The sequence below is a fragment of the Bradyrhizobium tropiciagri genome (assembly GCF_001189845.1).
GTDB lineage: Bacteria > Pseudomonadota > Alphaproteobacteria > Rhizobiales > Xanthobacteraceae > Bradyrhizobium > Bradyrhizobium tropiciagri.
The window spans coordinates 49,705-65,187 of record NZ_LFLZ01000028.1 but is presented as its reverse complement, the minus strand read 5'-3'; the positions used below and the strand labels follow the sequence as shown (position 1 = coordinate 65,187).

Here is a 15,483-nt window from a genome sequence, read left to right as displayed (position 1 = left end):
TGGGGGTGCACTTGCGATAATTGGCAGCGGTTCTGCCGTTTCCGCGATGGCTCTCCGCTGTACTGGAAGCCGATTTTCACTACCGAATTTAGTTTCAATCAGGACGTTTCGGCGGGCGAGCCAATGGCTGCGGGTGCGGGGTCTTTTCACCTCGTCGAGCGCGCAAGCCAGACCAAAAAAACGATGGCAGCACCTACCGCCTGAGCCGTTCAGCAGGCGAAAAGCCAATGTTAGTCGCGTCCGGCGTAGCGTTCGGGGGCGCGAGCTCGGCCGTTTTAGGCCGGCTGCCCCGGGTGATTGGCGTTGTTGATACGGTGATCGGTTGCGGCACCATTGTGCGTGCGCGCGACATCGCCCACTTCGTCGTGGCCGGCGATCCGGTTTGCCAGGGTGACGTCATCGAGGTCGCAGCCGGCGGGCGGGTCGAGATCCGCTTGATCGACGGCGCAATGCTTCACCTGCCGGCAGGCACCCGGCTGGCATTGGGCGATCTGGCCCAGGACCCGGTCGGCAGCTTGCGGCCGGGACTGTTCGCGAAAGCCAGAAGCATCTTCCGCCTCATCGGCAGCCGGCTGGCCGGGTCAGACGTCCTGACCGCGGACACGCCGGTTGGCATCGTCAGGGGCAGCGGCCTCAGCCTGCTGTCGTTCGCCGCGCTGACCTTCTCGCTGCTGAAGGATGTCCAGGCCGCGGAGCCCAACGTCACCCTCCTGGACGACGACACCATCACCTACAAGGATATGCACCACGGCGTGTTCGAGCTGGTGACGAAAGAGGCGAACCCCCGGCACATCGTCGTCGACGATCCCGGCGTCACGGTCGTCCTGACCACAAGGGGGTCGTCGGTCAGCGTGAGCCAGGTCTCGAACAGCCCTGCCCACATGGAGGATTTGCGGAACGCGCAACAGGAGACACTTGCCGGTTACGCCAAAGGAGTGTGGTCAAAAGGGTCCGGTGCGCCGGCATACGAAGGCTCGCCGCTGCTGCAGCCAATCAATTTTATCGAACCTGACCCGTCATTCACGCCGAACCAGCTCGGACCGGTACCGATCACCCTTCCCGGGTACGTCATCACGTACACGCCGCCACCGGCGCCGCTCGTGCTGAGCTTCGGAGCGCCGCCGCCGCTGACGTTGAACGAGAGACATCTGACAGCGACGACGCTGGACGACCATATCGCCGGCTCGTCGCCGAACGAGGCCCTGACGACGACGACAGGCGACTTCGCAATAACGTTCGCCAACCCACAGGACGCGGTCGGCGCGACGGTCAACTACGCGCTGGTGATCACCGGCGGTGACGGCGCAGCGTCCGGGGTGATCGACTCGCACACCGGCCTGGCTGACGTGCTGGTTCTGAACGGCAACACCATTGAAGGCCGCGTCGGCAGCACCGGCGGGACGCTGGCGTTCACGATCGCGCTCGATCCAGTCACGGCGCACGTGACATTCACGGAGTACCGGGCGGCGGCCCAGCCGCCTGGCGCCAACACCGGCGACAGCGACGTCATACCGCTGGCGAGCGGGGTCATCATCCTGGTTGCGACGGTGATGAAGGGCGACCAGTTCGGGTATGTGACCCTCGATCTCGGCAGCAGGTTGGTCGTCGTCGAAGACGACCCGAGCATCAGCACAAGCGGAACAGCGCCCGCGCTGACGCTGAGCGAGGCGCATCTGACGGCAACGGTGCTGGACGACAACATCGCCGGTTCCGCGCCGAACGCGGCGCTAACGACGACGTCAGCCGACTTCTCGACGGCATTCAAGCCAGTTCAAGGCGCGGATGGCGCGACGGTCAGCTATGCACTGGCGATCGCCGGCGGCGATGGCACGGCCTCGAGCTTGGTCGACTCGCACACGGGCCTCGCCGACGTGCTGGTCCTGGACGGCAACACGGTCGAAGGCCGTGTCGGCGCGACCGACGGCACCTTGGCATTCACCATCACGGTTGATCCGGCGACCGGGCTTGTCACCTTCACCGAGTATCGGGCGGTGACGCAGTCGTTTGGCAGCAGTCCGGACAGCGGCGAAGCGGTGGCGCTGACCGCCGGAATCGTCGCCTTGATTGCAACCATCACGGACAGGGATGGAGACTCCCGGAGCGCGGCGATCGATCTGGGCAGCAGGCTCAGCATCACCGACGATGGCCCGACGATCAACGCCAACGGCACCGTGCCATCGCTGACGCTGAGCGAGAGCCACCTCACCGCAACGGCGCTCGACGACAACATCGCCGGCTCGGCACCTGACGCGGCGCTGACCACGATAGCAGCCTACTTCTCGACGGCATTCAGCTCGATCCAGGGCGCGGATGGTGCGACGATCAGCTACGGGCTGGCGATCACGGGTGGCAACGGCGCCGCGTCGGGCCTGACCGACGCGCATACCGGCCTTGCCGACGTATTGGTTCAAAACGGCAACACCATCGAAGGGCATATCGGCTCGACCACCGGCACACTGGCCTTCAGCATCGCGATTGATCCGCTCACAGGGTTGGTGACCTTCACCGAGTACCGCGCGGTGAAGCAACTGCCCGGCACAAACCCCGATGAAGGTGTTACGTTGAGTTCCGGAGTTGTCCGCCTGTTTGCTGCGATCACGGACAGGGATGGAGACTATCAGTTCGCCAGCCTCGATCTTGGCAGGCAGCTCACGATCACCGGCGACAGCCCGAGCATCGGCACCAATGGCACCCTCCCCGCGCTTTCTCTGAGCGAGACGCATCTGACGGCCACGGTGTTCGACGACAATGTCGCCGGCTCCGCGCCGAACGCAGCGTTGACGACGACCTCGGCGGACTTCTCGACGGCGTTCAGCTCGGTGCAAGGTGCCAACGGCGCGACCATCGGCTATGCGCTGACGATCGCCGGCGGCAATGGCACGGCTTCGGGCCTGACCGACTCGCACACCGGCCTCGCCGACGTGCTGGTTCTGAACGGCAACGCCGTCGAAGGGCGCGTCGGGGGAATCGGCGGCGCCCTGGCCTTCACGATCACGATCGATCCGGTTACCGGGCGCGTGACGTTCGCAGAAATGCGCGCGGTGACGCAGCCGCTCGCCACCAGCCCCGACAACGGCGAAGGCATCACGTTGAGTCCCGGACTCCTGAGCCTGGTCGCCACCATCACCGACAATGACGGCAACGTCCAGAGTGCGAGCCTGGACCTCGGCAAGCAACTGACCATCACCGACGACGGCCCGAGCATCAAGACAAGCGGCTCCACGCCATCGCTGTCGCTGAGCGAAACGCATCTGACGGCAACAGTGTTCGACGACAATATCGCGGGCTCGCAGCCGAACGCGGCGCTGACGACGACGTCAACCGACTTCTCGACCGCGTTCACCTCGGTTCAAGGTGCGGATGGCGCGACGATCGCCTACAAGCTGACGATCGCCGGCGGCAACGGCACGGCGTCGGGCCTGGTCGATTCGCATACCGGCCTCGCCGACCTGCTGGTTCTGAACGGCAGCACGATCGAGGGCCATGTCGGCACGACCACGGGCACGCTGGCCTTCACCATCACGATCGATCCAGCCACGGGGCTTTTGACCTTCACCGAGTATCGGGCCGTGAAGCAGCCGCTTGGCACCAGCCCGGACAACGGCGAAGGCGTGACGTTTGCAACCGGCATCATCGGCCTGACGGCAACGATCACGGACAAGGACGGCGATTTCCAGAGCGCGAGCCTCGACCTCGGCCGGCAATTGACCATCACGGATGACGGTCCGAGCATCAGGGCAAACGGGACCACGCCGTCGCTGTCGCTGAGCGAGACGCATCTGACGGCAACGGTGTTCGACGACAACATCGCGGGTTCGGCACCCGATGCGTCGCAGACGGTAAAGTCGGCCGATTTCTCGACGGCGTTCACCTCGGTTCAAGGCGCCGATGGTGCGACCATCGCCTACACGCTGACGATCGCCGGCGGCAATGGCACGGCTTCGGGCCTGGTCGATTCGCACACCGGCCTTGCCGACCTGCTGGTTCTGAACGGCAACACGATCGAGGGCCATGTCGGCGCGACCAACGGCACCCTCGCCTTCACCATCACGGTTGATCCGGCCACGGGGTTTATCACCTTCACCGAGTATCGGGCGGTGAAGCAGCCGCTTGGCACCAGCCCGGACAACGGCGAAGGCCTGACGCTCGCCGCCGGACTAATCAGTCTGGTCGCTACGATCACGGACAAGGACGGCGACGTCCAGAGCGCGAGCCTGGATCTCGGCAAGCAGCTCACGATCACCGACGACGGGCCGAGCATCACGGCCAACGGCACGACGCCATCGCTGTCGCTGAGTGAGACGCATCTGACGGCGACGGTGTTCGACGACAACATCGCAGGTTCGGCGCCGGACGCATCGCAGACGACGACATCGACCGACTTCTCGACGGCATTCAGTTCTGTTCAAGGCGCCGATGGCGCGACCATCAGCTACGCGCTGACGATCACCGGCGGCAACAATACCGCGTCGGGCCTGATCGATTCGCATACCGGCCTCGCCGACGTGCTGGTTCTGAACGGCAGCACCATCGAAGGCCATGTCGGCGCAACCAATGGGACGCTGGCATTCACCATCGCCGTCGACCCGGCGACCGGGCTCGTGACCTTCACCGAATATCGCGCGGTGACGCAACCCCTCGGGACCAATCTCGATACCGGCGAAGGCGTTACGCTGGGCGCCGGCATCGTCAACCTGGTGGCAACCATCACCGACAAGGACGGCGACTTCCAGCGCGCGAGCCTTGACCTCGGCAAGCAATTGACGATCACCGATGACGGCCCGACGATTGGCGGGTTCCCGGAGACCTCCATCACCGGTCAGGACAATCAGATCGCGACCGGCGCCTACCACATCAATTTCGGCGCGGATGGCGACGCCGGGATGCAGGTTGCGATCCATGACGGCGCGGTCGGCAGCACGGGATTCGACCTGGCCACGTCCAGCCTCGGCGGCGGCATCACCTCCGTGCATGTCACCGGAAATGGCGACGACTACACCTTCTTCTATTCGACCCACGCCGTGAGCGGCGGCGTCGAAATGGACGCCTATCTTGCGGATTCAGGCGGTACGCTGACTGATCCCTACTTCACGCTGCTGATCAATCCAGGCGGAACCTTTACCTTCGATCTCGAGAGCGTCGACGTGCTGAAGCAGGTCACCGTGACCGGCTCCACTTTCGGCGCCTCGGGCGGCGGCACGCCGTCCCTCACCGCTCCGGATGGAGAGCTCGTCATCACCGGATCCGACAACAGCGGCAATCCGATCGATGTCAAGGCGTCGAACAACGGCATCGCGGTTGGCGATACCGGGCTCAGTATGGATCCCAACGAGCAATTGAACCTTAAGTTCTCCAACGAGCAGCCGCAGATCAGCTTCATGCTGACCCAGTGGCAAGGCAACGGCACGGCAGGCGTGATCTTCAAGGTTCTGGACGGCGGCACCGACGTGCACGACTTCAGCATCGACGTTGCAAAGCCACATAGCGGCAATCCCACGGTGGTCGTGCAGCAAACATCGGATGCGTCGCTGATCAACACGTCCGCTTTCGACAGCACGACGTCGACCTACACGCTCTACGTCGGCAAGGAGTTCAACCAGGTCGGGATCGACTACAACCAAGCGGCCAGCGGCAACGCCACCTTCACGGTCAACAACATCACCTATAACGAGAAGACGACCATCCCGAGCACCGATCTGCTGTTCGACGTGCTTGCCGCCGACAAGGACGGCGATACGGCCACGACCAGCCTTCAGGTCGATATTCAGGGCGTCACGAACGGGGCGCCCGCGCCGATATTCGCGCCCAGTCCGGAAATTGCGGCAATGGCCGGCACCGTCATTTCAGATCAACTCACGCATGTGCAGCATGATCTGATCCTGTAAGGGCCCTGAAGCCTGGTGAAAGTCCTGGCCCGCGTCAGCTATTGGCGCGGGCCAGGATGATCTCTTCCTATCAGTGCCAGCTTTCGCCGGCCTTCAGCGCCGCCGAGAGGCTGCGCACCGGGCGCGTCACCAGCGGATCGAGGTCGAAGCGCTTCTCGAGCATCCTGAGGATCGACGTGGTGTCGAAGTCCTCATGCGCGACGCCCGACTTGTTGAAGCGCTTGGCGATCAGCAGCGCCGGAATGCGGGTGCCCGGGCCCCACTGGTCCGCAGCCTTGGCCTCGGCGCCATGACGGTTGAACGGCGGCGGCGGAACGTGGTCCCACTGTCCGCCGAACTCGTCATAGGTGATGACGATCAGCGTGTCCTTGCCATCAGGCCCTTCGACGATCGCCTTCACGAGATCGACGAGATGCTGGCTGCCTTCGGACTCGCTGGTATAGCCCGGATGCTCGTTCTCCTCGCCGATCGGCTTGATGAAGCTGACCTGCTTCAGCCGGCCGTTCTTGGCCGCCTGGATGAACTCCGCCTCGTCCTTCAGGTGATCCCTGCGGGCCTGCGTTCCCGGCGCGTAATTGGCGAAGTAGTTGAGCGCCTGATGGTGGAACTGGAAGTCCACGTCGGGGCAGTTCGGGAACACTGCATTGGAGTTATGGTTCGGATCGGTGCAGGTCGTGCCGTTGCCGTTGGTCCAGCCGGAAGCGCCGACATCGCCGTTGGCGTTCGACCAGCCGCCCGAATACCAGGCCCAGTCAACATGCTTGGCCGACAGCCGGTCGCCGATGTTCGGCGTGTGCAGCGGCGGCAGGCGCTTGATGTCCGGAGTGCCCGGGGAAAAGGGCTGATAGGTCGGCTGCGTGGTGTTGACCGCGTAATCGCCGCAGGCGAGGCCGGCCGGCAGGCCGGTCTGGTTGCACTTCGCCGTCAGCTGCGCGTCCTTCACCGTCGAGAGCGGCGTGTAGAGCGGCGTGCTGGTCGGCATGCCGTTCGCATCGACGATCGAGTGGAAGTCGTTAGCGCTGCCGTCGTTCAAGGCGCCGACGAACTGCGGCGCCGCGGCCGCGACCAGGAACTGGTGGTTGAGGAACGAACCGCCGAACGCGCCCTGGAAGAAGCTGTCGGCGATGACGTAGTTCGGGGCGCCGTGGCCATGCAGATAGGCGTAGATCGGCAGCTTCTTGGTGTCGTAATAGCCCATCACCAGGCCCGACGCGTCGCTGCCGGTCACGTAGCGGTTCTGCCGGCCGCCGTTGAGCTGATACTGCTCGCTGTAGAAGCGATGCACGATGTCCTCGGTGCAGCCGCCGGGCGCGCCGGTGCCGTTGAGGAAGCCGTGTGGCGCGAAGGCGCCGACCGGCTTCGGACAGGTGGTCGCCGAGGTCGGGATGAAGTCGTTGATCTCGAACGGCTTGTTCTTGAACGCACTCAGGATCGCGACCGAGCCGGTATTGTCGGTGCAGGTGGTCGGCTGCGGCGACGGCGAGGTCAGGTTGACGTCGTTCTGCAGCAGACAGGCATAGACGGTCTGGTTGTCCTGGCGGACCTGCAGCGAATGGGCCTGATCGGCATCCGAGGTGCCGTTGATCCGGTCACGGCCGACATCGCCCCAATGCCCGTAGAGGTTATCGAAGCTGTGGTTTTCCTGAAAGATGACGACGATGTGCTTGTACTGATGCACGCCTTCATGGCCGCGGTCGCGCAACTCACGCAGCTCGTCCCGCACCTCGTGCTTGAACTCATCAACGATCTTTTCGACCAAATTCTCGGCGTTTGCCACCGGTGAGATGGCAACGGCGCCAGCAACAACTGCGAGCGCCGGAATGGCTCCCCAAAGCCGCATAGTGCTCTCCTGATTTCAGAAAGAAATAGAAATGGAGTTACACGCTATGCAAAACACATTTCGCTGGGATGACTGTTTTTCGACGCGCGCACAAACGCGTGAAAAGACCCGCACACGCCGATATTTTTTCTTTCTGTCACATGCAGCCCGGATTGCGGCTCGTTGATCGATCGTCATCAAACCGCAATCAACAGTCGTCTATCCAAACAGATGGTCATTGATCCTGCCGACAGGAAACTGTCACCTCCGTGACATCTTCTGACTTACGGCGGCGCATATGCATTGTGACAAGGGGCGTTTTCTCGCAATGGCTTGGGATATTCTGGTGTCCGGCTCCGGAAAATGTCATGCGGCATCTGCCGTTCGCCGCGGCGTCACACCGGCGCGAACCGCATTGCTCGCGCTCGTGGTTGCCTTGCTGCCGTTGCAAGCGCTGGCGTTTCCGCTCGGCGGCGATCAGACCGTGCTGCCGGCCGGCACGGAATTATCCGAGGACGCGCTGGCGCGGCCGCGCGAGCTCTTTCATTCCGAGGCGATGGGCGGGCGAAAGTCCTATTTGGTCAATCTCGGCGATCTCGCGTTCAACTCGCCGTCCATCTTCGGCGGCAAGGCCCGTCAGGCCGAGATGAGCTGCGGCACCTGCCACGTCAACGGCGCATCGAACCCGAAATTGTTCGTTCCGGGCCTATCGTCCCGCCCCGGCACCTTCGACACGACGAGCCTCGTCTTCAACGCGAAGACGTTCAACAGCATCCTCGATCCGGTCAGGATTCCGAGCCTGCGCGGCGCCCGCTTCCTCGCCCCCTATGGCCATGACGGGCGCATCACCTCGCTGCGTGAGTTCGTCTATAATGTCATCGTCAACGAGTTTTCCGGGCCGCGGCCAAGCGACGAGGTTCTCGACGGCCTCGTCGCCTATATCAACGACATCGACTTCCTCCCCAATCCGAAGATTGCGCCCGGCGGCAGGCTTGGCGCGCAGGCGAGCGTGGCCGAGCGCCGTGGCGAGGCGCTGTTCTTCAAGCCGTTCCCGAAGCAGGCCGAGTTAAGCTGCGCCGGTTGCCATCTTCCGGCTGGAACCTTCAACGACCAGGTGCGTCACGACGTCGGATCGGGTGGACTGGTGAAGACCCCGACCCTGCTGAACGCCAATTTCAATGCGCCGTACTTCCACGACGGCCGCTACGACACGTATGAGCAGGTGGTCGAGCATTTCGACCGTGTGTTCGACCTCGAACTGTCGGCCCAGGACGTGCAGGACCTCGTCGCTTATCTGAATGCGGTCGGCGACGGCGAACGTCCGTTCGACAAGGACGGCGTCGTGCTCCGGATGAAGGAAGTGCTGGAATTGTCGAGCGTGCTCGAGGCCGCGATCCCGGCCGCCGATACCGCGGTGGTGTCGCTGGCCGTGACCGGGGTCGGCGCCGAGCTGCGCGAGTTGACCGAGCACATCCCCGACATCAGGAACACTTCGATCGGCGGCAAGGACGAGCGGCTGGCGGCGCGCGCGATCCTGAAGGACCTCGTCCTCACGCTGCGCCGCATCGACCTCGAAGTCGCGGCCGGTCATATCGACGAAGCGATGACGGAGTATCGCAAATTCGCCCAGCTGGTGAATTTCGACGTTTCCGTTGCGCTAAAGAAGGCCGAGCCGTGGTCGCTGTTCAACGGCAACGTGCATCAAGCCCACTACACGGCGCTCGGCCGGATGCTGCCGGTGACGAGCGGGCAATCGCAATAGCGCGCGGCCCATCACTGCGACGCCGGCGGCTCGACCCATACGTCGCTCTGCTGGATCCGGCGGATCAGTGCTTGCGGATCGAACTTGCGCAGACCCGCGGGAATTTCGAAGCTTTGCGCCGGCTGGGGCTCGTCCCGAATGTGATCGGCTGATATCACCGTCCCGTCCACGGTCTTGATCTGCACCGGAAAGCTGCGCGCGCGGTCGATCCAGCCGGTAAAGCTCAAACCGGGCGGTCCGGCGATTCGATAGATTTCGGTGCTGCGTCCCGCGATTGCTTCCTGTCCATCGTGCTGGCAGTGCCAGGTCGAAAGATCGACCGTCGCAGATAGCTGCGCCATCGCCAGCCATTGCCGGCACGGATCGTCGGGATCGACCGGCACGAACAGCTGGGTGAGCGGGCTCGATTGCATCGCATTCATGTAGACATATGCGGCCGGCCGCACGAAATAGGCGGCGGATCTGGCCGCATCGATCAGGAAGAAGCCGTCGGGCAGCGCAGTCGCCTCGATGCGCGCTTTTCCGCCCGAGACCCGCAGCGTTCCTATGACCGTTGCCGTATCGTCCTTCCGCGCGACGAGGTCGGCGGAGAATTGCTGCGCCGTGGCCGGCATCGGCGCAGCGGCCAGGATGGCGGCGACAAACAGATAGGCCGCCGCGCGTCTGCGTCCCTTGCACGTCCTCTCGCTGCGCGTCATCGCATATCCCCGGTCGTTCGGCTGATGGGCAGGCAAAACATGACGGCGCCGACCAAACCAAAGGTTCGATCGGCGCCGGCCTTGGATGGATTCTTGGATGGATTCAAGACCTCGTCCAGGACGAGAGCTCGATCACTCGGTGTAGGACAAATTGACCGGCTTGCTGAAGTCGAACGCGTCGAACAGGTCAGACAGCGCCGGGCTGTTGGTCGGGACGTACTCGTTGTTCTTCGAGTAGCTCGGGTTCGGCAGGTTGTCGCGGCTGCGGTTCGTCAGCGGCTGGAGGCCCCAGTTGCGTTCGATGAACTTCAGCAGCGAAACGTGGTCGGCGTAGTTGTGATTGACCTTGCCGCCCGTCGAATAGGGCGAGAGGATCAGGGTCGGAATGCGCGGTCCGTCGCCGAAGAAGTCGATCGACTGCTGGTAACCGGAGTCCCAGTAGCCGCCGGCCTCGTCCCAGGTGATGAAGACCGCGGTGTCAGCCTTCAGCTCCGGATTGTTCTCCAGCGCGTTGAGCACGTTCAGGACATAGGCCTCGAACAGATCAACCTTCGAGCTCTGCGGGTGACCGTCGAGCAGACCGTCCGGCTTGCCGAACGACACCGCAGGCAGCTTGTTGTTCTGGATCGCCGTGATCAGATCGGCAGTGTCCTTCATGTGAGCCTGACGCACGGCCGGGTTGGCCATGATCGAGGTCGCATACTGGAACGGATTGCAGATCTGGCAGTAGGCAACGCCGAGAGCGTGCGCCGGATCGGCGAGCGCAGCGGCGCCAAGGTTGGGGTTCGACGGATTGGCGGCAACCGCGGCATTGGCAAGCGCCACGGCGTCGTTGAACGCGCCACCATAGAACGCCCAGGAGATGTTCTTCTCCATCAGCGCATCGCCGATCGTGCGAACCGACGACGGCGGAACGTTGTTACCGCCCGACAGCGCGCCGTTCGGCAGATAGCCCGGATTGACGTTATTGAGCATGTAGTAGTGGTTGGGCTTGCAGTTCGGCTCCGCCGCGTACGGCAGATTGTTGAGATAGGTGACGATCGGCTTCACGCCGGGCTGGAACACATCCGAACAGTTGCTCCAGTTGCCGTCGACGGTGTAGCGGTTGACCGAGCCCGTGACCGGGTTCGGGTTGGCGATCAGGTTCGCCGGCGGCGTCACCGGATTGCCCTTGCCGTCGCTCCAGAAGGCCGCGTCGCCGGTGCCGAGCATGAAGTGGTTCGCGCCGGTGCCGCCATGGAACGACTGGTGGAAATTGTCGCTCAGGGTGAAGCGGTCGGCGAGCATCTTCAGGACCGGGGCCTGACCCTGCTGGGCGTTGTAGAAGCCCATCGAGTTGGCCATGCTCTTGTTCGACGCCGAATAGGTCGCCATCACGAACGGGAACAGGTCGTTCAGGCAGCCCGAATTGTTCTTCTTGGTGGCGTTGGCGGCGCTGCAGTCTTCCTGCTGCCAATCCTGATAGAAGCGATGGGTCGAGTCGCCCGTGTAATCGTCGTCGCTGATCTGCTCACCCTGCAGCGGGAACGGTCCGTTCAGACCGCCGGCGCCGGGAACGCGGGTATCCAGCACACCGGTCGGCAGGCCGCTGAAGCCGGTGGTGAGGATGTCGAGATCGGCCGGGTCCATGTCCTTCTCGACGCTGGCCTCGGTGATCGTCTTGAACGGGGGCGCCGCGTCGCTCTGCGCCGTCGGCGTGCCGTTGGTGTTCGGCTGCGGCATCAAATTGGTCGCGTTGTAGGGCGACTTCGAAATCGCCGGCGCACCGATGTAGTACAACGGCTGGCCAGCCACCGAGGCCTGCTGCGCCTGCGCGAAGTTCGGTCCCGGCGTCCCGTCCTCGTTGACGATGCCCTTCGACAACAGGTTGGAGATGGTCTGCCCCTTGCCCTTCGGCTTGTAGATCCCGAAGGTGTGATCGAGACCGCGGTTCTCGCCGATCAGAATGATGACGTGCTTGATCGGCGACGCCGTCTTGCCCTTGTCGTGATCCTTGTCGCCGTGATCATGCTTCGCACGATCGCCCTCTTCGTGCGCCTGGTGATTGTGATGCGAACGCTTGTCCCAATCACTGCGACCGCCCGGATAGTGAGCGGCATATGCGGCTGTTGCGACGAGCACCGATGACGCGATGCAGAGCGCGGTGCTGGTTCGCCAGTGCTTTTTGTAATTCAAACTCATTGTCGACCTCAGGGTGTTTGCGGTTAGCAACACGCCCTGCTTAGTGCGACAGTATGACGCATGCTTTTCGCTTACGTGAAAGCGCGCGAGAAATTTCGAAACGTTCAAAGATTTTCTGTGAAGACATCTGCCGCCGCACGCTGCATCTCCACGATTCGACTCTTCAACTGAAGATCGAAAATTGACGAAGCAATGCACGCAACAGCGTGTTGCGCGACTGCACTACAATACAAGTCAATCAATGCGAACCGTGCCTCGATCGCATCACCTCGCGAAGTGCAGCGTAATGCTGGTCATGCACGCCTTGATTGAACAGCGACCACGGCTCGGCGCTGGCCAACAACGCAGGCACCGCAGCAGCCATCAGGTTGCGATAATTCCTGAACTCGGTCGCAGCGTCCGCATTGCGCCCCGTTGCAACGGCCATCTCGATTCGCCGCAGCGTCAGCACGAGCTCCTTCAGCCCGTTGCGCGCAAGCACACGCTGCTGCTCGCCGCCCGACACGCTGGTGTTCTTGCGATCGGGATATTGCTCGGTCAATTCGCGCAGCTCGCGGCCGATCGTATCGACCGCCAGCGCGACAACGTCCTTGTCCCCGGCAGGAATCGCGGTCGCGAGCACCGTCGAGAAATCGTTGATCTCCTTCAGCGTCGCACCGGCGCCGTCGCGTTCATAAGGCTGCACGCCATCGCCGACGGCCGTGAGGTAGGCGACGAGGTCGCCCTTGTCCTGCGCCGAGAGCTCGAGCTGAAAGGTCCGGTCGAAATAGTCGACCACCTGGTTGTAATTATCGAACCGGCCGTCGTGGAAGTACGGCGCGTTGAAGTCGGCGTTGCGCAACGTCGGCGTCTTGAACAGTCCGCCCGAACCGACATCGTGCTGCTGGTGATCGACAAAGCCGGACGACGGAACGTGGCACCCCGCGCAGCTCAGTGCAGGATCGTGCTGGAACGGCTTTGCGAACAGCGCTTCGCCGCGGCGCTCCGCATCGGTGATCTTGCCGGCCAGCCGCCCGGCGGGACCGAGGCTCGGATTGGGCAGGAAGTCGATATCGTGAAGATAGGCAACGATCGCATCGAGCGTTGCCGGCGACGGCTCGGGTCCGGCGAACTCGCTGGTGATGACGTTGTGGACGAAGTCGCGCAGCGAAGCGAACCGGCCGTCGGCGCCGTAGGGCGCAAGGTAGCGCGCGCCGCGCAGGCTCGGAATCCGCACCGGATCGAACGCCAGGTTGTTGGCCTTCGGATTGAACAGCGGGCCGGTGGTATCGAACGTGCCGGGCCGGCTCGACATCTTCGGCATGAAGAATTTTGCGTTGTTGGCGCCGTTGACGTGGCAGGTGCCGCAGCTCACGCCGGCCTGCCGCGCCACCTCGCCAAGCAGCCCCGGCGAGTTGAAGGCGAGATCGCCGAGATTGACCAGATACGACTTGGCTCCGGTCCGCTCCGACTGGAACACCTCGCGCGGCTTGTCGAGCGCATCCTCGTTCAGCTCGGTCGCGACCGGCAGCACGGTCTTGTCGCCGTCGACCGGAAACGCCACCGCATGCCCGTGCAGCGCAACGGTGATCACACCGGCGAGCAGCGCAGCCAGACGCCGGTGAAGCGATGTCATCGCGCCTGCGCCTCCAGGGTCGGGCGCTGCAGCCCGAGCTTTGCCGAGGCGCTCTGCAACGCGACGACCAGCTCTTCGCTGGTCCGGCGCAGATCGGCGATATTGACGTGAGGCAGGTCGGGCGTGGCGACGATCGCCTGCAGCTGCTCGATGCGGTTCGTCACCATCTCGTCGAGCTTGCCGTCCACCGTGTTGAGCGCGGCAGAGAAAATCGTGTGATAGGCGAAGTCGATGCCGGCGATATTGTTGCGCATATCGTCCAGCGAGGTGCCGCTGATGCGCGACTCGCCGCCATCGGCCTTGCTCTCGCCGACTTCGTAGGCGAGCCGCGCCGTGCCGTCCAGCAGCCCCTGCGGCGTCAGCTTGATGTCCTTGATCTTGCCGTGAAGGTCATTCAGATGCTCGACGAGCCCCGTCGCATCGGTCGCAACGTCAGTGCTCGCAGCGCCGAACAGCTTGGCCTCGATGGCATGAAACCCGCTGTCCGCGTTCGGCCAGGCGTCGATCTGCGCATCGAGCTCGGGCACGAAGCCCGCGGTGAACACTTCCGAGCGCTCCCAGCCGGCGCGCGCCGACAACCAGGCCTTCTTTGCACCGGGCAAATCCGCAGCAGCGGCGCGTTCACGCAACGCACGCGCGCCCGCCAGCGCGCTGCCAACGCCCTCGATCAGGTACGGCCGATAACGCTCGGCGCCGTCCTCGAGAGCGCCCGCATTCGCGGCGCGCACGTTTGCCGACGCTGCCAGCAAAGCCAGGCACGCCGCCACTCGCATCTTGTACATAGGCAACCCACTCATCTGCCGCGAAGGGCTCGCGGCACGTAGCGGAGCGAACTATTGTCGGTATCCTATGCGGATTTGTGACAGCGCAGACTTTTTGTCGCATCTTTTCTGTTTCGTCATCGGTGATGACGATCACAATCCCGCAAGCGCCTCACGCGGCTGCCGATCGATGAAAATGCACTGTTCAACGCGCGCGAGTTGTTGCAACACAATGTGTTCACGCGTCACACTTGTCCCGTCACCATGCAGATTGATCACGAAGCTCTTTATTTCATTGCATCTTACGGCGCGCTCTGCGTGCTCTGCTGCAGCGTTGCGCTGATCGATCTTCGTCACGGCATCATTCCCGACTGGCTGAATCTTACGATCGCAGCGCTCGGGCTTGCCAACGCCGTCATCACTGACGGCACGACGGCCGCGCTCACTGCGATGGCGATCGCCGCCCTCGTCGGCATCGTGTTCTGGCTGTTGCAGCGCCTTTACTTTGCGCTACGGCACGTGGACGGGTTGGGACTTGGCGACGTCAAGTTTCTTGCAGCAGCGGCGATCTGGGTCGGCGCGTCGGGGATTCCGACCCTGCTGCTGATCGCGGCGCTCGCGGCACTTGGTGTGGCCGGCGGCCTGCAACTCGCAGGACACGAGATGAAGCGCCAGACGTCGATTCCGTTCGGCCCGTTTCTTGCGCTCGGGCTTCTCCTGACGCCGGCCCTTCAAAACTGGCTCGCGTTGAATTAGCGCGCA

General features: G+C 63.4%; 8 protein-coding genes. 3 read left to right on the top strand and 5 right to left on the bottom strand.

Going from position 1 to position 15,483, the window contains the following annotated elements; genetic code table 11:
* Positions 1 to 293: 293 nt before the first annotated feature.
* Entirely contained in the window at positions 294 to 5,885 is a 5,592-nt protein-coding gene (locus AKN84_RS22360; RefSeq protein WP_128971067.1) for a DUF5801 repeats-in-toxin domain-containing protein, read from the top strand.
* A 70-nt stretch (positions 5,886 to 5,955) separates the two neighbouring features.
* Here AKN84_RS22360 and AKN84_RS22355 read toward each other — a convergent pair whose 3' ends face one another.
* Positions 5,956 to 7,725, bottom strand: coding sequence for an alkaline phosphatase family protein (locus tag AKN84_RS22355; RefSeq protein ID WP_050422769.1), 1,770 nt, complete (start codon positions 7,723 to 7,725; stop codon positions 5,956 to 5,958).
* A 325-nt stretch (positions 7,726 to 8,050) separates the two neighbouring features.
* On the opposite strand from AKN84_RS22355, the gene AKN84_RS22350 reads away from it, so the two are divergent.
* Positions 8,051 to 9,466, top strand: a complete 1,416-nt coding sequence (locus tag AKN84_RS22350; protein WP_244485384.1) for a cytochrome c peroxidase — start codon at positions 8,051 to 8,053, stop codon at positions 9,464 to 9,466.
* 11 nt (positions 9,467 to 9,477) lie between these two features.
* On the opposite strand, the gene AKN84_RS22345 is transcribed toward AKN84_RS22350, so the two are convergent.
* The 4 genes from AKN84_RS22345 to AKN84_RS22330 form a co-directional block, all read right to left on the bottom strand.
* Positions 9,478 to 10,164 (bottom strand): hypothetical protein, encoded by a 687-nt coding sequence (locus AKN84_RS22345; protein WP_244485382.1) that lies wholly within the window; start codon positions 10,162 to 10,164, stop codon positions 9,478 to 9,480.
* 132 nt (positions 10,165 to 10,296) lie between these two features.
* Positions 10,297 to 12,345 (bottom strand): phospholipase C, encoded by a 2,049-nt coding sequence (locus AKN84_RS22340; RefSeq protein ID WP_244485380.1) that lies wholly within the window; start codon positions 12,343 to 12,345, stop codon positions 10,297 to 10,299.
* 238 nt (positions 12,346 to 12,583) lie between these two features.
* On the bottom strand, positions 12,584 to 13,960 hold the full coding sequence (locus tag AKN84_RS22335) for a cytochrome c peroxidase (protein ID WP_050422767.1): 1,377 nt from the start codon (positions 13,958 to 13,960) through the stop codon (positions 12,584 to 12,586).
* Positions 13,957 to 14,742 carry an EfeM/EfeO family lipoprotein gene (locus AKN84_RS22330; RefSeq protein WP_050422766.1) on the bottom strand — a complete coding sequence of 262 codons (786 nt, stop codon included), beginning with the start codon at positions 14,740 to 14,742 and terminating at the stop codon, positions 13,957 to 13,959. Before AKN84_RS22330 ends, AKN84_RS22335 begins: the two co-directional genes overlap by 4 nt.
* Positions 14,743 to 14,985: 243 nt before the next feature.
* Between AKN84_RS22330 and AKN84_RS22325 the strand changes: the two genes are divergently transcribed.
* Positions 14,986 to 15,477: a prepilin peptidase gene (locus AKN84_RS22325; RefSeq protein ID WP_050422765.1), complete on the top strand. Its 492-nt coding sequence runs from the start codon at positions 14,986 to 14,988 to the stop codon at positions 15,475 to 15,477.
* The last annotated feature ends 6 nt before the right edge of the window (positions 15,478 to 15,483 follow it).

What these genes read in the sequence shown, in the direction of transcription:
- AKN84_RS22340 (WP_244485380.1), bottom strand. Translation starts at nt 12,345, where the DNA reads ATGAGTTTGAATTACAAAAAGCACTGGCGAACCAGCACCGCGCTCTGC.
- AKN84_RS22330 (WP_050422766.1), bottom strand. Translation starts at nt 14,742, where the DNA reads ATGTACAAGATGCGAGTGGCGGCGTGCCTGGCTTTGCTGGCAGCGTCG.
- AKN84_RS22325 (WP_050422765.1), top strand. Translation starts at nt 14,986, where the DNA reads ATGCAGATTGATCACGAAGCTCTTTATTTCATTGCATCTTACGGCGCG.
- AKN84_RS22345 (WP_244485382.1), bottom strand. Translation starts at nt 10,164, where the DNA reads ATGACGCGCAGCGAGAGGACGTGCAAGGGACGCAGACGCGCGGCGGCC.
- AKN84_RS22335 (WP_050422767.1), bottom strand. Translation starts at nt 13,960, where the DNA reads ATGACATCGCTTCACCGGCGTCTGGCTGCGCTGCTCGCCGGTGTGATC.
- AKN84_RS22355 (WP_050422769.1), bottom strand. Translation starts at nt 7,725, where the DNA reads ATGCGGCTTTGGGGAGCCATTCCGGCGCTCGCAGTTGTTGCTGGCGCC.